The organism is Paraburkholderia sp. MPAMCS5 (genome assembly GCF_036016995.1).
GTDB lineage: Bacteria > Pseudomonadota > Gammaproteobacteria > Burkholderiales > Burkholderiaceae > Paraburkholderia.
This window is the reverse complement of sequence record NZ_JAYXBK010000006.1, coordinates 231,518-253,438: the sequence shown is the minus strand read 5'-3', so window position 1 is coordinate 253,438 and position 21,921 is coordinate 231,518. Positions and strand designations below refer to the sequence as shown.

The 21,921-nt window shown below is 56.7% G+C and carries 13 protein-coding genes; 8 read left to right on the top strand and 5 right to left on the bottom strand.

The features are described from left to right. Window positions 1–724 precede the first annotated feature (724 nt). Window positions 725–2,482, top strand: a complete 1,758-nt coding sequence (locus tag VOM14_RS16265; protein ID WP_327629743.1) for a retron Ec67 family RNA-directed DNA polymerase/endonuclease — start codon at window positions 725–727, stop codon at window positions 2,480–2,482. A gap of 270 nt (window positions 2,483–2,752) precedes the next feature. Next, window positions 2,753–3,763, top strand: coding sequence for a hypothetical protein (locus VOM14_RS16260; protein ID WP_327629742.1), 1,011 nt, complete (start codon window positions 2,753–2,755; stop codon window positions 3,761–3,763). A 94-nt stretch (window positions 3,764–3,857) separates the two neighbouring features. Here VOM14_RS16260 and VOM14_RS16255 read toward each other — a convergent pair whose 3' ends face one another. Genes VOM14_RS16255 through imuA form a run of 3 tightly spaced genes read right to left on the bottom strand, consistent with a single transcriptional unit; the run spans window position 3,858 to window position 9,120 of the window. Beyond that, on the bottom strand, window positions 3,858–7,007 hold the full coding sequence (locus tag VOM14_RS16255; protein ID WP_327629741.1) for an error-prone DNA polymerase: 3,150 nt from the start codon (window positions 7,005–7,007) through the stop codon (window positions 3,858–3,860). Window positions 7,008–7,019: 12 nt separating this feature from the next. Then, window positions 7,020–8,483 (bottom strand): Y-family DNA polymerase, encoded by a 1,464-nt coding sequence (locus VOM14_RS16250; protein WP_327629740.1) that lies wholly within the window; start codon window positions 8,481–8,483, stop codon window positions 7,020–7,022. Further along, the gene (imuA, locus tag VOM14_RS16245) at window positions 8,407–9,120 is read right to left on the bottom strand and encodes a translesion DNA synthesis-associated protein ImuA (protein WP_327629739.1); all 714 of its coding nucleotides are present in this window, start codon (window positions 9,118–9,120) and stop codon (window positions 8,407–8,409) included. The genes VOM14_RS16250 and imuA overlap by 77 nt, the downstream gene beginning before the upstream one ends. An 88-nt stretch (window positions 9,121–9,208) precedes the next feature. On the opposite strand from imuA, the gene VOM14_RS16240 reads away from it, so the two are divergent. The 4 genes from VOM14_RS16240 (at window position 9,209) to VOM14_RS16225 (ending at window position 14,860) form a co-directional block, all read left to right on the top strand. Beyond that, a complete protein-coding gene (locus VOM14_RS16240) occupies window positions 9,209–9,490 on the top strand; it encodes a hypothetical protein (protein WP_327629738.1) in 282 nt (93 codons plus the stop codon). Window positions 9,491–9,493: 3 nt separating this feature from the next. Beyond that, the gene (locus VOM14_RS16235; RefSeq protein WP_327629737.1) at window positions 9,494–10,453 is read left to right on the top strand and encodes an SOS response-associated peptidase family protein; all 960 of its coding nucleotides are present in this window, start codon (window positions 9,494–9,496) and stop codon (window positions 10,451–10,453) included. A 35-nt stretch (window positions 10,454–10,488) separates the two neighbouring features. Beyond that, the gene (locus tag VOM14_RS16230) at window positions 10,489–11,073 is read left to right on the top strand and encodes a GFA family protein (RefSeq protein WP_327629736.1); all 585 of its coding nucleotides are present in this window, start codon (window positions 10,489–10,491) and stop codon (window positions 11,071–11,073) included. Window positions 11,074–11,539: 466 nt separating this feature from the next. Further along, complete coding sequence (locus tag VOM14_RS16225) at window positions 11,540–14,860, top strand: hypothetical protein (RefSeq protein ID WP_327629735.1); 3,321 nt, start codon at window positions 11,540–11,542, stop codon at window positions 14,858–14,860. Between the two features lie 220 nt (window positions 14,861–15,080). On the opposite strand, the gene VOM14_RS16220 is transcribed toward VOM14_RS16225, so the two are convergent. Beyond that, window positions 15,081–18,410, bottom strand: a complete 3,330-nt coding sequence (locus VOM14_RS16220) for an ATP-dependent helicase (RefSeq protein WP_327629734.1) — start codon at window positions 18,408–18,410, stop codon at window positions 15,081–15,083. Window positions 18,411–18,418: 8 nt separating this feature from the next. Continuing rightward, a complete protein-coding gene (locus VOM14_RS16215) occupies window positions 18,419–19,507 on the bottom strand; it encodes a hypothetical protein (RefSeq protein ID WP_327629733.1) in 1,089 nt (362 codons plus the stop codon). A 211-nt stretch (window positions 19,508–19,718) separates the two neighbouring features. Between VOM14_RS16215 and VOM14_RS16210 the strand changes: the two genes are divergently transcribed. Beyond that, a complete protein-coding gene (locus VOM14_RS16210) occupies window positions 19,719–20,606 on the top strand; it encodes a TauD/TfdA family dioxygenase (protein WP_327629732.1) in 888 nt (295 codons plus the stop codon). A gap of 157 nt (window positions 20,607–20,763) precedes the next feature. Then, window positions 20,764–21,897, top strand: a complete 1,134-nt coding sequence (locus VOM14_RS16205; RefSeq protein ID WP_327629731.1) for a GNAT family N-acetyltransferase — start codon at window positions 20,764–20,766, stop codon at window positions 21,895–21,897. The last annotated feature ends 24 nt before the right edge of the window (window positions 21,898–21,921 follow it).

The following is a 21,921-nucleotide window of genomic DNA, read 5'->3' as shown; positions in this document are numbered from 1 at the left end:
GCGCCGGTGGCATGGTCAAGCGAGCTTCAGCGATATGATGCGCTTTCGTCCGGGCGAGATTCAGGCTGGCTCGCCGGTGCCTGACGGGTTTGTGAGAAGACTGGATGTGCCGAACCCCGCCTCGAGCCTCGGGAGGATTCCACACCTCTCGGTAGCCGGCAGCATGAGCTTCAGATGTCGCGACCAGCACGACGATTCCCCAAAACACTGCCTTCATATTTCTTCACCTGCGGGTTGTTTGCTACCAGGGGATGCTCGGCAAGTATCCGCGATATTTGCCGGTTTGCGTCTTACGACCGCTGACACGCCATCGCGCCTCGAAGTATGAACGATTTCACTAGCGTCCAGACATGTCCCTACTGCCTGAGGCGACCAGTGTCGATTCCGGCTGACTTCAAATCGTCTTCAGCTCCTGGGCGAAATCGAGCGGCCACTCCTCGCCATCGCACCGTACGGTCGTGCCGTTGTGCAACGAAATGGGGTAATGCGCTTTGTACAACGCGTCGACGAGCTTTGATTCTCGTTTATCTTGGGCACTATTCGACGCTGACTTTCGCTTGGGACGCGAACATGATATGTTTCGGTGTCTGCGGACAGATTTATTATCGCGCTTCGCGATAAATGGAAGTAATGCGCAGAGGCGCTGCCCTCGCATTTCGTAGCGACCGTTTCGCGGATGATACGTTGCCAAAGAGTGTCCGCAGACACTCATCTCTTATGCCGAATGACAAAGCCGACTCATATCGCGCAACTGCGCTCTCAGACATCGCTTCACGGACTTGCAAGGTTGTTGGGGTATGAGCCAAAAGGCCTTGCGTATGTTGTGTACGGGATAAGCGACGCATCTAAGTATGTAGATTTTCCGATTGCTAAACGAAGCGGCGGAACTCGAATTATTAGTGCACCGGTCAAAGAGTTGAAACTTCTCCAGGCCCGCGTTTCTGCATTGCTGGGCGACTGTGCCGAGGAAATTGAAGTCGAGCGGGGGAAGCGGAATAGATTTTCACATGGTTTTCGCAAGAACCATTCAATCCTGACAAACGCCACAGTGCACCGTGGGAAAAGATATGTATTTAACGTTGACCTGAGTGATTTCTTTGGAACGGTCCACTTCGGTCGAATTACGGGTTTTTTTGCGAAAAATCAATACTTCAAGCTGAATCCGGTCATCGCGCGGATATTGGCTCAGATTGCATGTCACAACAAGGTTTTGCCCCAAGGCAGTCCCTGTTCACCCGCAATTTCGAATCTTATTGCTCATATTCTTGATGTACGGATGGCGCAGCTGGCAGCGCGCCACGATTGTTATTACTCGCGATATGCGGACGACCTAACATTTTCGACAAACCGAAAAGAGTTTCCGACGTCAATTGCCTCGCGAGTCGGCGACTCAAATGAATGGGTTCCGGGGAAAGCGCTGTTGAAAGTTGTGAAAGACTCTCGTTTTGAGTTGAATCATAGTAAAACGAGAATGCAATTTCACAGATTCCGGCAGGATGTGACCGGCGTAATCGTTAATAGAAGGCTGAATGTCCCGAACGAGTATGTTAGAAACGTTCGGGCGATGGTGAATTCATTCGTCAAGACGGAAAAATTTCAGGTGAAGAAGTTGTATCGGAGCGATACGGGTGCTTGGGAATCTAAAGAGGTAGCTGGAACAAAAGAGCAACTCCGCGGGATGCTGAGTTTCATCGACAGTGTGCGTGTTTTTCCGCAGAAAAAGCTGGCGATGGAAAAGAAGGATAAGCGAGAGCAACGCATCCCTCGGGTAGAGCTGAAGGATATGGACGGAGCTTCTCGCACTTATCGTCGATACTTGCAATACACGCAATTCTTTAATCCAGAGCTACCCTTCGTTATCTGCGAAGGCAAGACGGACAATGTCTACATCAAATGCGCGTTGCGACAACTCGGAGATTCCTATCCGCAGTTGGTTTCAAAAACAGCGTCAGGGAAAAAGCTCCTGCTCAATTTCTTCAACTACACGAAGGTGGCAGACAGGATTTTGCACCTTGGGGGCGGGACCGGCGATTTCCGAAGTTTTATAGGGACATATGGAAGCGAGTTTAAAGGGTTCGTTAGCGCATCGAAGCGAAATCCGGTAATCCTGTTGATTGATAACGATGACGGGACGAAGGCAATATTTTCCTCCGTTAAGGAGGCGACTAAAAGCAAGAATCCCATCGACGGCAGTGAGATGTTTTATCACATCGTCGATAATTTCTACGTGGTAGCGATTCCCCGCTTGGGCGGAAAGTCGACGACTATCGAAGATTTTTTTGAGCCTGCTTTGTTGCAGACGAAACTTGGCACCAAAGTTTTCAGCGGAAAAGATGGTTTCGACCCCGCGACGCAATATGGCAAACACTACTTCGCAGAATATATCGTAAAGAAAGGCCAGGCCGGCATAAATTTCAAGGGATTTCATCCCATTTTGGAGCGCCTGGTCGCAGTGCTGACGGCACATGCCACCAAACCATAGGCACGGCGTTCACACAAGAGATTTGGGCACATCGCCGGGGAGATAGCACGCGGTTGGAGCTCTCATTCTTGCGTCCCGCCGCGAACCGGCCCAACCGGGCCATGCCGTACATTTGCACTGCATTCGAGGTGTCCGGTGGCGACCCGTCAAATCCTGCCGCAGATGTGCGGCAGGAAGCAAGGCTTGAGCGGGCAGTAAGTAAGCATGCCGCCCCCAATTGTTGCTAATAGCTCGTAAAATGACCGCCTCACATTCGGTGTTTCATTTCGCATGCAGCAGGACCACATCCTCAATCCCTACTTGACATCAGGACCAGGCGTTTCCAACCCTTACACAGTTGGCATGCTCGCCATCCATGAGAAATTGAAGCCGTTCCTCACGCCCAAGCAACTGGCAGATTTGGACCGAAAGCTTCAGCTTCAAAAGCCTGTACTGAATGAGGTGCAATACCTGCAGGCAGCTTGTGAGCTTTCGATTTGCGGGTACTTTGCGGGTAAATTTCCTTCGACGTTTAAGTACGAACCCGTCATAACGGCTCCAAAGGATGTTGACTGCGCTTTCGAGTCGCGTGGATTTCGATTCAATGTCGAGGTGAAGTGCGCCGACTACTCGAAAAAAAACGAGTTAGACCAAACGGCGGGGATTCAGCTTGGAGTCTTCGGGCGTCACCCCGAGCTCATGAAAGTGCATGAAGACCTTAAAAAAGCGTTGTCGAATGACCCGGCGGGGCGGCCAGTGCTCTTGCAGCCTCATATGGATAATAAGCTCAAGGACTTTCTTATTTCCGCCCACGGAAAGTTCGCCGATTCGACACACGACGATACGCTGAACGTGCTTGCAGTGTGCGGCGATGGCCCCAGCGATATGCAGAAGTGGTTCGGCTATTTATACGGTTGGCAGGGTCTTTTCACAAGAGACTCCTATCATCCAATGAAGGAATACGAGAGAGTGGACGTTGTTCTGTTGACGAACCTCTATCATCGTCACTATAAGTATCGCGAAAAAGACCAGCTCGCTAACCACTGGGATTTAGGGAAGGCTTTTACCGTGAGTTTTAGCAATCCATTTCGCCAGCGAGATAAGAGGCACGCGATTGAGCAGTTCACAACAACAACGCCCAATCAGTCTTGGAAGCTTGACAGTTACAGGGTCAAAGGCGACGACGTTCCTCCTGATGTCGACGCGGCGATTAGATTGAGCTCATATATCGGAGAGAAACTCGCCGATTCTGGGATGTTCCAGATGCAACGAGAATCCACCGATGGTTCGCATAGCTCGTAGCAGGCACTTTGCGGGACTGCCGTTCGAGTCGGATGCGCGATGATGGCTCCCGCGGCGGCATCGGCGGATTCTGGTCGTGGACCACCGCATGTATTCAGCAGAAGTTGCGACTAACCGCCGTAAGCCCACCGAGCAGGTGCGACATATCAACAAGTCGCTGGGCAACCAGATGGCGGACCTCGCCCTCGCATTGCCACGTTCCGTACACCGCAAGCAGCGAGGCGCCCAGCGCTTCCTGCCGGAACTTCTCCTGCAGCGACGGCCAGATGATGACGTTCACGTTGCCCGTCTCGTCCTCAATGGTCACGAACATCACCCCTTTTGCGGTCCCCGGGCGCTGACGTACCGTGACCAGTCCGCAACCGCGCGCGAGCCTGCCGTTGCGATAAGTCATGAGCGTCGCGGCAGGCACGAGGCGCTGTTCGAGCAGCACCGGCCGCAGCAGCGATAGCGGGTGCCGGCCTAGCGTGAGGCTCATCGAGTTGTAGTCGGCGACGATGTCTTCGCCTTCCGACGGGGCGCCGAGCACAGGCGTTTCGTCGTCCACACGCGCGTCGGCGAGAATGTCCCGGTCGGGCACCGCTGCAACAGACGCCCAGAGCGCTTCGCGCCGGTTGCCTGCCAGTAGCGATAGTGAGTTCGCGGCCGCAAGAACTTGAAGGTCTTTCCGGTCGAGCTGCGCACGTCTCGCGAGGTCGCTGACACTCGCGAACTGCCTCACGGCTCTCGCTGCTTCGATACGCTCCGCGGCACCGTCCTTCATACCCTTCAGCAGAGACAGGCCCAGACGAACTGCCGGCCTCGACGCCGATTGATAATTCTCCAGGACCGAATCCCAGTTGCTGATGGTGACGTCGGCCGGCAGCACCTTCACGCCGTGACGCTGAGCATCCTGAATGAGCTGCGACGCAGAGTAAAAGCCGAGCGGCATGCTGTTCAGCATCGCGGCAAGAAACGCCTCCGGCTCATGGCACTTTAGCCAGCTGCTCGCGTAGACGAGCAACGCGAACGACGCTGCGTGACTCTCGGGAAAGCCGTATTCACCGAAGCCATGAATCTGCTGGAAGATGGATTCGGCGAAGTCCTTCGTGTAACCGCGCTCCGTCATCCCGTTGACGATGCGGTCGTAGTATTTGTCGAGGCCACCCTTGCGTTTCCAGGCGGCCATCGCGCGACGCAGCTGGTCCGCTTCGCCCGGCGTAAAGCCGGCAGCCAGGATGGCGACCTGCATCACCTGTTCCTGGAAGATGGGCACGCCCAGCGTGCGCCCGAGTGCAACTCTCAACGCGTCGCTAGGATACGTGACAGGTTCCAGCCCCTGGCGCCGGCGCAGGTATGGATGCACGGCACCACCCTGAATGGGACCTGGCCGCACGATGGCGACCTCAATGACGAGGTCGTAGAACTCGCGCGGCTTCATGCGCGGCAGCATGCTCATTTGGGCGCGAGATTCAATCTGGAATACGCCCACCGTGTCTGCGCGCGAAATCATTTCGTACGTGGCTTCGTCTTCGGCAGGAATGTCCTGCATCTCGAAGCGCTCGCCGCGCTGCTCCGACACGATGTCGAGCGTGCGCCGAATCGCCGACAGCATCCCGAGCGCGAGAACGTCAATTTTCAGAAGGCCAAGCGCCTCCAGGTCGTCCTTGTCCCATTGAATCGCCGACCGGTCAGCCATGGCCGCATTCTCGACGGGCACGAGCCGTGTGAGCTTGCCCCGGCTGATAACAAAGCCGCCAGAGTGCTGCGACAGGTGACGCGGGAAATTGAGAATCTGCGCGGCCAGCTTCGCCCACAGACCAATGAGCGGATTCTCCGGGTCGAGCCCGGATTCCGCGAAGCGCTGGAGCAGGTCGGCCGAGTGGTCGAACCACTGATGTGACTTCGCGACCTTGTCCACAATCTGCGGGTCGATGCCGAGTGCCTTGCCGCTTTCGCGCAGCGCGCCGCGTGGCCGGTAGGTGGACACCGCGGCGGCGATGGCCGCGCGGTCGCGCCCGTACTTCCGGTAGATGTACTGGATGACCTCTTCGCGACGCTGGTGCTCGAAGTCCACATCAATGTCGGGCGGCTCGCCGCGTTCCTTGCTGATGAAGCGCCCGAACAGCATGCTGCCGCGCGACGGGTCGACCTCCGTCACCCCGAGGCAATAGCAGACCGCGCTGTTTGCCGCCGACCCACGGCCCTGACACAGGATGTGCTGGCTGCGCGCAAAGCGCACTATGTCGTAGACCGTGAGGAAGTAGGCTTCGTATTCCATCTCACGGATGAGCTGCAGTTCGTATTCAATCTGCTCCTGCACGCTGAGCGGAATGCCGTTGGGATAGCGCCGGTGCGCACCGATGTAGGTTTCCTGCCGCAGATACGCTTCGTGCGTGAATCCCTCTGGCACAAGCTCGTCCGGATATTCGTAACGGAGCTCGTCGAGCGAGAAGTGGCATCGCTCCAGAATGTTGAGCGTCTCGGACAGTACGTGCGTCGGATACAGGTTGCCCAGCCGCAATCGCGAGCGGAGGTGCCCTTCGGCATTCGGTGCGAGGTCGTATCCGCATTCAGCCACCGTCTTGCGCAGCCGGATTGCCGTCATCGTGTCCTGCAGCGGCTTCCTCGACCGGACGTGCATGAGGACATTGCCCGTCGCCACTACGGGCAAGCGATACTTGTCGGCCACATGCTGGACGATGCCGCGATGAATGTCGTCCATCGCGCGCTGGTGCATGACGAGCCCGACCCATGCGCGGTCGGCAAAGACATCGTTCATCCATTCGAGCTGCGACGCGAGCACGTCTTCTTTCGCGGGGAAGTCCGGCACCAGGATAGCGAGGCAGTCCGGCATGCCTCTCAGGTGTGTGTAGCCTTTCTCTGGCTTCGAGATGTCGTGCGGCGTCAGCAGATACTCGCCCTTCGACGCGCGCATGCGTCCCAGCGTGATGAGCTCGGACAGGTTGCCATAGCCCTCCCGGTTCTGCGCCAGCAGGATGAGACCGAACGCCGGGGTCCTGTCGGCATGCACGAGCTGGAAGTACGAGCCGATGGCGAGTGGAAGCTTCTGTTTCTTCGCCTCGACATGGGCGCGCACAACGCCGGCGAGCGAACACTCGTCCGTTATTGCGAGGCCTGAATACCCTAGCTGGGAGGCGCGTAGCACCAGCTCTTCGCCGTGTGACGCGCCGCGCAGAAACGAGAAGTTGCTGAATGCAAAAAGCTCCGCATAGTCTGGCAGCATCGACGAAGGAAAGTCCATGACAGTACCGTCTTAGCCGAACAGGCCATGAAGAAACCAGCGGACTTCTTCCGTCTTCACGCCCGGGCGTTCGCGATAAATCCAGTAGCAGCTCTTGTCGGCCGCCTCGGCGACGTAGTAATCGCGCGTGACGGCTTCACTGTCATGCCATCCCGCCTCAATGCGTTCACCCATCGAGACGAGCCTGAGCGGCGAGCCGTAGAACGGGCGATGGTTCTTCATCATGAGCTTGATGGGTTCATCGAGCAGCCAGGTCGGTCGTGGCAGTTCAGGCGGAGGCGTCTGCGACTTCGCGTCGCTCTGCATGGATACCCAGCGGTTCGCCATCTCCGGTCTGTGGTCGGACGTGGGTGCTGCGCGCTCCACGTTCTCGGCACCGAGTCGCGCAACGAGCAACTCGATGAGGCGATTGTGGTCTTCTGCCGACCCACCCGGGTCGGGAAACAGTGAATCGCTTGGCGGCTCGGCGGGCTGCACGCTGGATGCCGTCAGGCGAACCGCGAGCACAGCAGCCGACAGTTCCGTGCGCCCCAGACGTTCCTTCAGCAGACGGACAAGATGCTCCTCGTGCCACGTCGGCTCGGCGAGGGCGATGTCGAGGAAGGTGGGTTCGACGGCTTCGCGGCCACGCTCATGTTCGAGCGACACGGTAGCGTGGGTCAGCGCGAGCTGCTGCGCGCTCAACCAGCCGCACATCTGCACGATGAGCCGTCGCGCGGAAAACAGGATGGCGTCGGCGTGCTCGACGCGGTCGGGCAGTTCGGTTCGCGCGCTGAAGGTGGGCGGCACTTCGAGCCATTGAAACAGCTCGGGTGACAGGCCATAGGCGCGGTCGAGTGCATCGAGCAAATCCACGCCGCACCGCTTCTTCAGCCCGGCGCGCGGCAGGCGGCGGATGTCACCGAGCACCCGGCAGCCCAGGCCCTGAAACCAGTCAGCGAACGCGCGGAGCTCCTGCACGACCGTGAACGGCAGCGCATTGAGGTTTCGCTCGAGCGACGGCATCTTGAGCACGCGACACCGACCGCGCTTTGCAAGCAGCCAGGCACCCTGACCAGTCGGCGCCACGCTCATGCGAATGGTCACGCCGACTGCTTTCACGACCTCACGCATCAGTGCGCAGACACGCCGTATGCCGCCGAAGAGACGCAGGCTCGCCGTCACGTCCATGACGATGGTTTCCTCGTCACAGACTGCGACCTGCGGCGAGAACTTCAGCAGACCAAATGCGACCTCGCGTTGCATTTCCCGTTCACGCTCGACGCTGCGGTCGTACATCAGGGCGTCGGGCGATAACGTGGTGACGCCGCCCCGTTTCATTCCTGGCAGCACGCCAGCTTCCCGCGCCATCGAATCCATCACCACGACCTTGTCGCGCTCAAGCACGACGCACCCGTGCTCAGTCCGAGGTGACCACCTCGGACGGAACACCTCCAGCGAAAGCCGGGGCAGGTAGATGGCGACGAACACGGCCATAGGGGCTGAGGGTAATCGGTGAGGGTTGCAGGGTGATGGACAGTGTTTCCGTTCGCGTTGGGCCTCGTCGCTTGACGACATCGACGACGAGGCCGCCGTTAGCCGGTCGGACGGCCAACCGCAACGTGGCGGGTGAGGCATCCTGCGCGCTGGCCAGCGGCCGCATGAGCACAAGGAGTGTTTCGGATGCCTGCGCCGCCAGGTGTAATCGCCGCAGCGCCTCGGTGCGGATGTGCTGCTGCCACAGGATGAGGGCGCCGCAGCTCTTCGCCTGAAGCACACGCTCCGCGCACCAGAGCGCGTCAGCCGTCTTCGGTGCCCGCAATCTCATGAGTCGGTCCACCGGCAGGCCGAGATAGGAGAACGCCAGCGAATTGGGGACATGCGGAGGCTGCAGCAGCACAACCGGTCGCGCGCTCAGTTCGGCGAGCGCCGGCTTCAGGAGCCGCATTTCGCCAATTCCGGGCTGCTGGACCAGTAGTTCCACCAGTGCGCCCAACGGCCAGCCGCCGCCGGGCAGTTCGGCAGTCAGGGCGGCGTAGCCGGTGTCGACCGTCCGGCCATGGGCACGCGCGAGCTGCGCCCCGCGCCACAGCGCTGGGTGTATCGACTCGACGTGTTGAGGCAGGGTGGCCATGGCAAGAAATACTGTATGGATGTACAGTATCGTATCTTAAAAATTACGTTTGTGAAGTGCCCCTTTTTGGTCACGACGGGAGACGCCAATGGACATGCCTGTGCGCAAGCACCCGATGCCGGAGATTGCGGCGTTCGCGGCCGAATTGCGCGACGCGTTCGGGGATGCGACCATTGATGAAGCTGTCGCGCGCGGAAAAGCAGGCGAACCGACGTTCTTCGCGAGTGAGAATGGTCGGACGGTGGGCACGAAGGCTGCCGATGCGCTGAACTGCTGGCCAGTCGACGACAGTGTGCGGGACCGGTACTTCTGCCGGGGATGCGACGGGTCATGCATCGGGACCGAAATTCGGTGCAGTCAACGGAGATGACGCATGTGCTACTCGGCTCAAATCCAGGCGGACTACCGTCGTTATGTACGGATGTTCGGCGCGCACATGGACATCGCCGAGTTTGCGCGTCTTTACTTGCTTCAGGCCGAAGGGAGCAGCGCGAAGACGCCAAAGGCGCTCGATGATGCGTTCCGCGACCCGCAGAACGATGGCGAGCGTGAGATTTGGCAGTTCATCGACAGGACGCGCGCCCAGCAGAAGACGAAACTCGAGCAGGAGCTCTTCAAGCAGCGAACCCGTCTGACTGACGCTGAGCGCAAACTGGAATCGAAGGTAACGAAGGCTGCGACCGAAAGCCGGCGCATTGCCACCGACAAAGTCGACGCTGCTCTACGTCGCATCGAAGACATCAACCGGATTGAATCGGAGCCGCGCGATTCGCGCATCTTCCCGGGCTGGTACGCGCCGGTGCTTGTGATGGAAAACGGCGAATACGTGGTCAAGCCGATGCGATACCAGTGCAGGGTTGCCGGCACGCCTGCCAGTTTTGATGTGAAATATCCGGGAACCTACAACGCTCGCAAAAATTCACTCGAGGGCTTCTGGAAGCCGTGCTTTGGACACACACATGGCGTGATGCTCGTCGAGGTCTTCTACGAGAACGTCAAGAAGGCGAAGATGGAAGGCACGTTACTGGAGACGCATCACAAGGATGAGAACGTTGTCCTTGAGTTTCGCCCGAGTAACCGGCAACTGATGCACGTCGCCTGCCTGTGGTCGAGATGGACTAAACCCGGCGAGCCGGACCTCTTGTCGTTCGCGGCTATCACGGATGAGCCGCCGCCAGAGATTGAAGCGGCCGGCCATGACCGGTGCATCATCCCCATCAAGCCTGAGAACATCGAAGCGTGGCTCAATCCGGAGGCATCAAACCTGGACGCGATGTACGCCATCCTCGATGACAAGGACCGGCCATACTACGAGCACAAGCTCGCGGCATAGCCGCGCGAACTCTTTGAGATATTGGAGGCGGCACCGTGACTTATTTATCAGACGCGAAGGTGATGTCGGATTCCATGATATTTGAGCTTCAATGCACCTATCAGAGCCCAGACTGGAAATGGGGCCTCGAAGAAATTAGTGCGTTTCTTAAGGAAATGCCTATCGAAGCAGCCCGCGAAATTGTAAGTCGTTTGGTTGAAAAGGATAAGAATGACCCGTGCCTAGAGCTGCAGTGTCGAAAAAATCTTTTTGCTTGGTTGTCCGATAACCCTGAGGAAATTGTCATTGTCCCCATTGGTGCTTCCTGCGCTTGTGGTGCAGTTCACCTTTCTGTCGAGGTCGCACCTTCGGAACTCGAACGATGCGATTGCCCCACATGCCGGCGATACGGCGCACTATGGGCAGAATACGGCGAACAGGATGTACTGTTCGCCGTCGACAACGGCGAGACCGAGGGTTACATTGGTATGTGCAATGGGCGTCCGCTGACTTTTCATCGATGCCGCGTGTGCGGTGGCGTCACGCATTGGCGAGCGATGGACGGACGGAAGCCAAGCGTGGGCGTCAATGCACTCATGATGGAGCCTGAGGCTATCGAAGATGCGCGCATTTTTGAGTGACATCCCGGCATTGGCGCTGGGCGATTGAGAGCATCGATTCTTCGTTTTAGTCGAATGCGCAAAGGTACGCAGGTCCTTACCCCGGACACAATGCATTGTCTGAGAATGCCGAATCATTGCGAGATGCTCGCTGGCAGTCATCTGGGCGATACAGGATGCTAAGGGGAGCCTCGCCCATAATTTTCCGCGGCTGTCATGGTCGAACCTGCTGAGAAGACCGCTATTTAGATTGAAGCAGGGCGAAGATACGACTAACAAGAATAATCGAGAGAATAAGATGTCAACGATGTTGAAGAGGGTATGGCGCACAGCATCCGGCATGTATCGGAATGCTGAGGGCGCATGCAATCAATGGTGCCGCAAGTTAAGTGACCCAATGTCCGCCTGTTTTGACGCCATCAGGCACATCTCTAGCGTTCCATGGTCTATCAATAGCGTTGTCCGGAAAGACGTCGCGGACTGGAGGGTGTTCAATCGAGTTCAGAAAGAGTTCTCGATGTCGTTCTGGTCGCGACAGTTGATGCTTGCTGGCGAACATCCCGTATGGCTATGCTTGCTGTTACCCATCCTGTTCGGGTTGTGCTTGGTGCCCCTCTCTTTATTGCCGGTTACTTGGCTTCCACACGGTTGGACCACATGGCAGGCGTCCGAGCAGTTGAGTTACTTTTCGACGCTATGGTCTGTCCAGGCTACGCTCGCTGCGCTCGCATACCCAATCGTTATCGCTTTTGTAGCGGTGTTCCTGCAGCGGCGTCCAGCCGCCGACTGTTTCATGCATCTTTACATGCTGAATTCAGGCGCGCTGGCTGCTGGTTTGTCGTCGCTGATGCTTGTTGTGGTCATGGCCTGCCAGTATGTCGTCATGCCGTACTTTGGCGCGTGCGTCCTGTTGAAGTGGGGAATCTTGGATGCCGTCTGGTTTGTGCTAAATGCGGTTCTGACAACGCATTTCCTTTATCGGACCGTCGAATACCTGCGACCGGATGTGCAATCGGCCATCGTAACCAAGTACGTGACCAGCGTCGCCCTTCCACGCGAGATAAGGCGACTGTATTCATACCAGGTGTTAGCTCAAGCGCATTCCAAAGGATGGGTTAGAGCGTCGAGTTACCTGGACAACAAAAAAGAGGACGGCCCCAAAGTTTTGCTGGCACGGTTTGGGTTCGGAAAAGGCACAGAGCAAGGGACGATAACATTGCATGCCCCTTCTCGTCTTGTGGATGTTCGACTCTGGCCGCTATGCTTTGCGATTGACGGATGGGAGCGTGCAGCTCGGAAGTGGACTCGCCCGACCGATGGCCCTCGCCGCTCACGCGTACAGTGGCCTTTTTTGACGGTCCCGCTGATGCCTGGTACAGAATATCGGGAGTCACTTGATGTGGCTCAGGTTGAGGACGGTCCAAGTCTTTCGCGCTCGCAGCGTTTTATGCTCCGGTGGGCGTATGTGTTTCGCAGTGTGAAGAGGGAACGATACGAGATTCGCGTCAAGTCGGTCATCGAAGAATTCGAACTTGACGCTCGCACTGCCGCAGAGAAAACGGACGTCAAGACATTCGAACGAGCTTATAACGCTCTCGTTGGACTGCACGAGCTCCTTTTGGGCGCGTGTCTCGTTGAGACTGAAGACGGCTCCGTGGGAAGCTGGGCGATTCTGCCCGACATCAGCGAGTTCTTCGGGCGGCCGATGCACGAAAGTTGGAACAACGCATACCGGTCGGTGTTTCTTGCTGCAATAGAGACAATGGTTGCCGATAGTAGTCCGATTCGTCGTATGTGCCATATTGGACAGCACTTGAGCGGAGACGCATTAAGTCGCTCACCCGCCGACATACGCGAGAGCGTCTTCGACTTGCAGACACTGTTGATGTATCAATTGGGCGACTGGTGGACCAAGAAAATAGAAGAACAAGGCGCTCAGCATGGACCGCATATTGCAGCGATGCTCAGTCCACCGTTGTCTGGAGTCTACGAGGAAGTCGTTTTAACCTTCGTCGGCGGATGGGAGAACGCGAGGGCGCGCATCGTTGAAATTCCAGAGCCCACCGCGGCATTTCACTGGACTGAAGTAGTGTCTATAGCTCGTATCAGTGCAGCGCACATTCAAGGCACGGCAAAGTTGCTGCTGGCTGCGATAAAGCGAGGGGACCAGACCGCCTCCGAATGGTTTGCGGATTCGCTGAACAAGTGGTGGGGAAATCTTGATTACGAACATCCTGCGCTGGCTCTCTATGACAAGATAGATTTCATATGTCTGGACGACCTCGGCGTGCATTGGCCAGACGTTGCCCATTCGTTAGGCCTTTCTAAGGAGGACGGTCGGAGACTGGGTGATAGTGTTGTCGGTTTGCAGCGAGGCGTGCTGCTCGCTGCACTTCGCAATTTCTGGACGGACGTCCGGTTGATTACCATTGAGCTAGCGCTGTCTTGGGCGTGTCAATTGGGACGCGACGTGGAGGGCTCGTTGGCTATGGACGTCGCGGCGGGGCTTTTGACCGGTCGGCAATATCGAGGCGGCGGTACGTTGTCCCATTCGCTAAGTCGGCTAGGAGCTGCGGAGTATCTAACAGCGAAAATCAGACAATTCAGTGCCAGTGGGCATTACCGCGGCGGTTATGTGGCTCGCTTGAGCCAGTTCGTGCAGCGGGTGAAGGATATGCAGCAGCCGCGGATGGTTACATCCCGGAGTTATTCATCGTTCGGAGCGGATGACGTTGAGTCGCTACAGCAAGAGCAACTCATTATCATGGCGGTCCTGTCGCCAGCAAGATGGGGCATGGAAGCTTCACTGCAACGGCAACTGGACATCTGGATGGGGTGCCAATACGACAGCATTGAGATAGTTCGGGGAAGATTGGCAGCATGGCTCGCCGCCATGGGGGACCCAGCTAATGTGTCGACGGAAATGACTACAGCGATGCTGCGTCGGACTCAAAAAACGCATGACGCCGCTACCGCCCTGGAAAACCTCAAAGAGAGTATCGAGTCCATACAGTCGACCTTGGAATCAAGGAGGGGTCAGGTGCTCCAGGACGCACCGGTTGAGCCGGACAGGCTCGCCGAGCTGGCGAGATTTGCCTCGCTAACAGCGTTTGACCGGCAGTCGGGAGCGTTTCCGTTGCAGCTTTTTCAGAGGATAGAGTATGCCAACCAGGCGCTAAATGACTTTACCCTCAATATGCAGCAGATTCGGAAAGGTGAACTGACACTCGTTGAAATGGACCAGCGCGCCGTCAACGAGGCAGAGTTCTGGTCCGAAACAATGAAAAACCATGTGGGTGCCCTCGTTCTCGGCGATGTGATAAGGAAGTGCAATATCCGCGAAGTGGCAGTCGCCGACCGGGAGTCCTACTGGGCGCTACTGATGTTGGAATCTGAGCGCATTCAGAAGGGCGATTCTGTGCCGATTTTGATTCTCGAGAACCCGACCCGACCTGACTGGGTCTGGCAGTGGCAGCACGCGGATTTCGGTTTGGGTTATGAGAAGCCGGGCGACCTCCGAGTTTGGCGTGCAGAAGATAGAGGTGCAGGGTACGTCTGCAACTTCAACGAAATAGAGGTGTATAGCGCTAACCTGGTTGCAGGGCAATCAATGATTTTGTCAAAGGAGACGTTCGCGAAGGTGCTTTTCCAAGAGTTTGGTGAACATCAATTCGTCGACGTTTCATGCTCGCCGCGAAGCGACAGCGCTTTCCTTGTCGATGTTCATCTTAAAATTTCGAGCGCGGTTGACATTGGGGATGACGGTGCCATCCGCATTTTGTATGGTGCCGACGGCGGCGAAGAATAGTGGATGCACGCTGCACAAGTGGTCGTTAGAAACTCGGAGACGCATCGTCGAGTTGAAATGCTGGTCTACCCGCTACAGGTGCCGAGAACGAGAATAATTGCGAGGCTTAGCTGACGTCCTGAGACCCTATCGCGGCAAGTCGGCTTCCGGCGAATGAGACCCGTCGCAAGTCAACTTTCTTGTGCGTAATAGAAGAAACCGGCCGCTACCTCGCTATTCGTTAAGACGGTACAACCGGACAAACACTTAAATAAGCGCAACGACCGCAGTGCCTTCCGGGAACAGGCGTTCGGTCGCCGCTCAGCATCCGCGGGGCAGCTTTGAACGCGGTGGTTTTTTCGGGAGCTTGGCTCAACTTTACATCTATATGTTTCTCAACCAGAAGCGTATGCAGGATAAGCGGCCGAGGGCGACGCCCCTCGATTTCGAGAAGCATGGGTCGTAACAGAGATGAGGTCGTACCCGAGCCGCTTGCCGAAAATCTAATGAGATGCAGTCGTGCCGGACCGCCTTTGTCGCTGTCAATCATCCAGGGCAGTTCGACGTCCAAGCCGTTAAGCCGGGAGATGAGAGACTCGTTAAATGTCCCCGGATTCTTGCCAATGACAGTCAAACCCCTGCGACAGACAACTTTGGCATCGCGAGTAAGGTGGGGGTCTGCGCTTTCATCGGGGAGTTGATAGTGCCCCCACGCACTTGCGAACGCAGCTTTCGGATGGACGTGGTCTTTCGCTACTGCTCGTAACGTCTCCATAACCGCCCAGCGGGCTCGTACCGAGATGTCACTCTCCTGCTCCCGTGATAGGCCCAAGCGATACCGATAGTGGTGCTGAAGCGGACAGCGCGAATACGACTCAAATTCTTCAAATTGAACTTGGGCGACGACACTCGCCTGAACAATGGCCGAGTTTGCATGCATCACCTCGGCCTTACCGTTAACAAAGGTGCGCTTTTTGACCGTTGCTTCAGGCGATTTAAGCTGAATCGGGCGATTTTTGAACCCGAATTCGATGTTCTCGTAGATTTGAAGATGTAACTTTGCACGGGACAGTGCAACGTAAAGTAGGTTATTGCGTTCTACAGCGGTCTCGAACTTATACTCGTCGTCACTGCTGCCCAGCACGGAAGGGGGCACGAGGGCGAGAATTGGCTCGGATTCGCCCCATGTGGGTTCGTCGGGCCCATACGCGTCGGCGTCAACATACCCCATATGAACGGCTTGAAACTCAAGCCCTTTACTCCCGTGCACGGTCAATAAGCGTACAGCGTCCATTTCAGAAGCTTCTGGCGGAAGCTCTCGGTCACCATGTGTCTCGCCAATTCGCTGGCGAAGTTGCTGTCGAAGCAAATAGCGAGAGAGTCGCGCTTGTCGAACGTCGCCATCGCCATTACGCACAGCATATGCAAATTGCCAAAGTGCCATGCGAACAGTCTGCGCCTCGAGTGATGTATCTTTTGCATCAGGCAGTCCGAATCTTCGTTCCAGCAGTAAGATGCAGATGAAGCTCCACGGGTTGGTATGGCGGCTGAATCCGGAAAGGAGTGCTTGTAGTTGGATGCTTGCCTCTCGGCCTTGCTCTGATATGTCTGCAGGCGAACTTCCTAGCCAACGCCCTCGCTGCCATGCAATGTCTTCCTCCGCACACTCAAGGAGGAGAACGATGTCTTGCATGGGCATTGCAAACTTTGGTAAGTCGGCCAAGCCAACTAAGGCTCGCGGGGCTCGCTCACAGAGAAGTTGCATTAGACAAATCAGCCGCTTTATCTCGGGGCGCTGTGTAAGTTCGCCAATGAAGAGCGTCGGGATACCAGCGTCGCGAAGCTTGTCAGCTAGGAATTCGACGTCGGCCCCGCGTCTGCAAAGTACCGCTTGTTGTCGATAGTCGACCCCTTCCGCTTTCCGGCTGATTACCTCTTCTGCAATTGCTAGGTGTATGTCAGAGCGCGTTTCGCAAGATACTAACTCGGGTAGTACGGAACTTTTGCCGCTGACCGCCGACATTGAGTCGAGCGGCAGCCGTTTTTCGAGGACGTGAACGCGTCCGGCGACCGAGAATAGCTCAAGGACTTCCTCGGAGCTTCGCCGGTTTGAGTCAAGCGAGTACTTTTTTACGTCGGAACCGTCGCCAGAAATCTGGAATGCGTTTTCAAACTTCATCAAGCTTTTTACAGAGGCTCCTCGCCAATGGTGAATTGCCTGCCGCACATCTCCCACAACCCAGAGTGATTTCGCTTGTGCAGCGAGTTGGCGCACCATCATTACCATCGCCTCGGTGACATCTTGGTATTCGTCTACAAGTATATGTTCGAAGTGGTTGGCAAGTTCTGCGACGCTCGCTCTGTCATCGCGCATGCGCAAAGCAGGTTTAGCAACCAGGTCGACGAAGTCCACCATCTTCGCATCCCGCAACGCGACTTCGTGCGTCGCATACAGTGACGCAATGTCTTCGCGCTGCTTCCTGAGTTCGTCCGACTCCGCATTGAGCGCTGAGATTCGAGATTGATACTCGCTGGGGTCAACTAATTCCTCTTTCAGTCGCTGGATACATTTGACTACAGTTTGCAGCCAGTCATATGGGTCTTCGACGCGAAGGTAATACTTCAAGTCTATCGAAGGCAGGCTGCGAATCAGCAGCGACATCTGATGGAGTTTGTCCGCGACCAACACGTCCGGGTCGAGACCGAAATGTTGGTGATACCGACGGAGAAACTCCAGGCCGAAGGCATGAAACGTTCCCGCCCAAATATCAGACGCCCGGTGGATGCCAGCATTACGTAGGCGTTCTACCAATTCAAAGGCGGCCTTGTTTGTAAAAGTAAGGACAAGAATTTTGCTCGGGTCTACGCCTCGTTGCTCTATAAGGTGTTTGACTCGATGAACAAGGGTTGTCGTCTTCCCTGTGCCTGGTCCGGCCACTACGTTAACGAATCGCTCTTTCGCCTCGGCAGCGAGCTTTTGGTCTTCACTGGGAGCGGGCAAAGGTTTCGGCAGCGCAGGCGCGGACGCAGGCAGCAGCAGAGCATCCAGCAATTGAAGCCGGACAAGTTCAAGGGGCAGCACCAAGGCTTTAGAGATGTCTTGGGCGCCGTCCCCGGCGTTCCAAAGCAAAATTGCAAGCTCTCGAGGGAGCAGCAACTCACGGGCGAATACGTTCGCCTGCAGTTCCTGTCGTCCCCTGGCACCATATGCTTCTACCTTGACCGCGGCCGGGGTGCCGGTCGATGCAGTCAAGGAGGCCAGATGCGCAATTGTGACCTTTGGCTTCTCAGCATCCAAAGACCAATGCCCCAGTTCATGGGCGACTAGGTAGCCGTATTCCGAGTCCTCAACGTCATTCCGGACATAGATAGAATCTTCGTCACGTTCGAGGACCGCCGCTCCTCCACCTAATGCTGCATAACCGGGAGGAACACAGTCGATAGCAAGGTTCAGCTCGGTCTCGACGCCCGATAGAAGCTGCAAGCTGGTCGGCTGAGTGGTCTTGCAATGCTTAAGAAGTCGCTGGCGGAGTGCTTTGGCTTCAGTTCGGGCTCGGTCAAACGGGTTCATAGAGACATTCAGTCCTGAATCGATAACAGTTTAGCCGTCTCTTCTGTTGACAAACCTAGAGAAAGCACGGCATCGTCCCAAGACTGCGGCGTTAGCGCGACAACAGGTTTAGCCTCACCGGCTTTGAACGCTGGAACGGTTGCTGATTGGAAAGACTCGCTAACTACCTGAGAGATGGCGGCAACTGAGACTTCCAATTTTGATGACAATGCATGCAGCAACGCTCTTGGGCCTTTTGTCTTCCCAGAAAGAACTCGGCTCAGAAGCACCCGATGCTTGCCCAGCCCAACATCTTCGGCCAGCTGGCGCAAGGCGGCCCCTTTGACACCCATCACTGCAGCGCGTGCGATGGCGACCTCGGCCGCACTCGCTGCTTCTGACTTTGACACCTCGTGTTTTGCGAGCGCCTCGGTCATACACATGGCGACCAGTTGCGATGCAGACTTTCCGTATTCTTTAGCCGTGAGCTTCAGCCTAATCGACAGGTGTCGATTCAGTCGCACCATCCACTGCGTGGTTTCCTCACCAACGAGCGTACCAAGCTTTAACTCGTAGCTTCCCAAGAGTTTTCTCGGATTTTCCGATAGGCTTCGTGCCTCAAATTCCTCGAAACCCTCAGTGACAAGTTCTCGAGCAACCGAAGCCAAGCTGTCTCCACGAAGTTCGGCGAGTGCAACTACCGAGTTATGCAGCGAAGTTTTGCTGCTGACACCAATCGTGTCTTGCCGTTCTTTCGTGCGAATAGGAGCTTCTGCTGATTTATCGGCTTCGATTTGCATCACCGCCTCCGTTGACTGTTTTGTTATTTCGGTTCGACCGAGCAGCTTTTGATAATTCGTTTCCCACTGTGCTCCGACGCGCGCCTCTATCAGCCGCTCGTTCAGTGTTCTCATCAGTGCGATTGCAGCAGCATCAGCGTCCTCGGCTCCGACCCGCAGTTTCTCCCCGTTAGGTAAGGTGACCGCGCAAACCACAGGTAACTCGCCGTCGGTCGTGAATTCGACCTTGCGTGTAATTGCTCCTATGAGCTGACCCCATTCATTCACATATTGCACAGCGCAGTGAGCACTATTTGGGGGCAAAATGTCGGTTCGCATGCTAGACACCCTCCGCGGATGCATTTAGTATAGGCGTGTATCAACAATATATCAAACAGTGGGGGCCGTGCTGATTTCCTCAGAATTTGCGAAAGCTGTCCGTAGCGCCGTATATTCGTGGCGGGCAGGGAAATCTTTCGACGAAGCTTGTGAGCGACTCCACAGCCCCGCAGCGCTTGGCGCTGAGCTGAGACCCGCCGTAGGGGAAGAGTTGGCGCAGGTTGGCCACACCCTAGTCGAGGTCGAGAAGCTGGCGTGGGAGGGGGCATATATCCACCTTCCAGCGGTCTTCACGACCGGCCAAATGCCGGACACACCGTCGAGCTTCTATCCGATTCCGCCGGCAGAAGGCACGCTGCTTGCCCGGGTGTCGTCGATTGCAGCGGTGGCCGCGGTCGGCCTCGAAGCCGTATCCTATGGGTCAGAAAACCGAGGCGAACTGTTCGTTAACCTGGCAGTAATGCCGGGCGAAGGTGTGTACGCGGACAAGTCGCGCAAAAGCATGAAAGGCCACACGGACGCGGTGAGTTTTCCGGTCCGCGGAACGCATGATGCGCTTCGGAACGAACTTGCCCCTTCCCCAGACTTCGTGTGCCTAGCCGGTCTGCGAAATCCCGACGGCGTCCATACAACCGTAATGCCCCTCGCAGATGTCCTGGCCAAGCTGCGCCCGGAGGACATCCTCGAACTCAAAAAGCCACAATTCATCATCCGTTCGCAGGCAACATTTCGTGAGGGGATGTTGAAAATCCTTGGCGAGGAACACATTGTTGATGGCGGCGAGTTTCTTTTCGAAGTCAACGGACAGACGTGGGTTCGTTTCAGCCACAGCAGCGCTGGTGTCGACGACGAAGAAGGGCCTGGTGCCGCCGCAATCGAAGCGTTCGTCAATGCCTGCCGGGACAGCACGTCGGCGGTCCAGGTTGCGCCGGGTGATGTTCTGCTGGTCAACAATCGATTGGCATTGCACGGCCGAAGTGCGGTGGGCGGGGAGCCTGGGGGCCAGTCGCGTTGGATTCTGCGAAGCTACGGCCTTGTGACAGCGGGATTAAGCGAACGACAGCGCGGAGACGGACCGCTGCACATGTTATTCCCTTAGGGCTCCTCGACCGCCATTGAACGCATATCCGCGCGCGGCTTTAAGTTTTCGCGCCCTTTTTTCGGGGGGCAGCCGCAGCGTCGGACGACTTTCCCAGTATGCGCGACAATGCGGCTTTGCGGTTCTACGCCGCGCTCGGAAAACCGTCGGGGGATAGGTGAGCAGCAAGGTCGAGATTCTCGTTGTCGATTCGCTTTCAGATGTGCCTGCGGAGGAGTGGAACGCGCTCGCTGCAGGCAATCCCTTTGTGGCGCACGAATACCTGTCAGCAATGCACATTACGAAATGCGCATCCAAGTCGACAGGGTGGCAGCCGACCTATCTGCTGATGCGGCGGGGAGGCAAGTTGGCAGGCGCTATGCCGCTGTACCTGAAATCACATAGCCGCGGCGAATACGTCTTCGACCACGTCTGGGCGGATGCCTTCGCCCGGCATGGCATCCAGTATTACCCCAAGCTTCTGTCTGCAGTCCCGTTCACGCCCGTCACAGGTCCGCGGCTGCTGGCAACGACGCATGCCGATAGGGTGCTGCTAGCACGGGGAGCAATCGAGTTTGCGAAGCAGCTCGATGTGTCTTCAATCCACGTCCTGTTCTCGCACGAAGATGACCTTGAGGCCCTGACTGACGCTGGCTTCATGCTGCGAGAAGGCGTCCAGTTTCATTGGGAAAATTTTGGGTACCAGACCTTCGACGAATTTCTGTCGAAGATGTCACACGACAAACGCAAGAAGGTGAAACAGGACCGCCGAAGGGTCCACGACGCTGGTGTTACCTTTCGTTGGCTACGGGGACAGGAGATTGGTCAGGACGACCTCGACTTCTTCTACGAGTGCTACGAAAACACCTATCGGGAGCACTGGAACCCGCCGTATCTGAATCGCAAGTTCTTCGGATTGGTTCATCGTACGATGCCTGATGCGCTAATGCTTGTCATTGCTGAGGCAGACGGGAAGAGGGTGGCGGTGGCTCTGAATGTCGTTGAAGGCGACACGATGTATGGCCGCTACTGGGGCACCAAAGAATTCGTATCCGGCCTTCATTTTGAGACCTGCTACATGCAGGGCATCGAGTACGGCATCGCCAACGGGCTGAAGAGTTTCGAGGGCGGCGCCCAAGGTGTGCACAAGATGTCGCGTGGATTGATGCCGACACCGACATGGTCTGCGCACTGGATTGCCGACCATCGATTTGCGCACGCTATCAGCGAGTTTCTCGACCAGGAGACGGCCGCCATGGATGAGCATATCGGCGAGCTCGAGGCCCATACGCCGTTCAAAATAAAAACTTGAAGGCGCGTCTCTAGGGGCTGGGCG

Excerpts from the sequence above, each read along its gene's own strand:
- VOM14_RS16260 (WP_327629742.1), top strand. The coding sequence starts at position 2,753 with ATGCAGCAGGACCACATCCTCAATCCCTACTTGACATCAGGACCAGGC.
- VOM14_RS16250 (WP_327629740.1), bottom strand. The coding sequence starts at position 8,483 with ATGGCCGTGTTCGTCGCCATCTACCTGCCCCGGCTTTCGCTGGAGGTG.
- VOM14_RS16215 (WP_327629733.1), bottom strand. The coding sequence starts at position 19,507 with ATGCGAACCGACATTTTGCCCCCAAATAGTGCTCACTGCGCTGTGCAA.
- VOM14_RS16255 (WP_327629741.1), bottom strand. The coding sequence starts at position 7,007 with ATGGACTTTCCTTCGTCGATGCTGCCAGACTATGCGGAGCTTTTTGCA.
- VOM14_RS16265 (WP_327629743.1), top strand. The coding sequence starts at position 725 with ATGACAAAGCCGACTCATATCGCGCAACTGCGCTCTCAGACATCGCTT.
- VOM14_RS16220 (WP_327629734.1), bottom strand. The coding sequence starts at position 18,410 with ATGAACCCGTTTGACCGAGCCCGAACTGAAGCCAAAGCACTCCGCCAG.
- VOM14_RS16235 (WP_327629737.1), top strand. The coding sequence starts at position 9,494 with ATGTGCTACTCGGCTCAAATCCAGGCGGACTACCGTCGTTATGTACGG.
- VOM14_RS16240 (WP_327629738.1), top strand. The coding sequence starts at position 9,209 with ATGGACATGCCTGTGCGCAAGCACCCGATGCCGGAGATTGCGGCGTTC.
- imuA (WP_327629739.1), bottom strand. The coding sequence starts at position 9,120 with ATGGCCACCCTGCCTCAACACGTCGAGTCGATACACCCAGCGCTGTGG.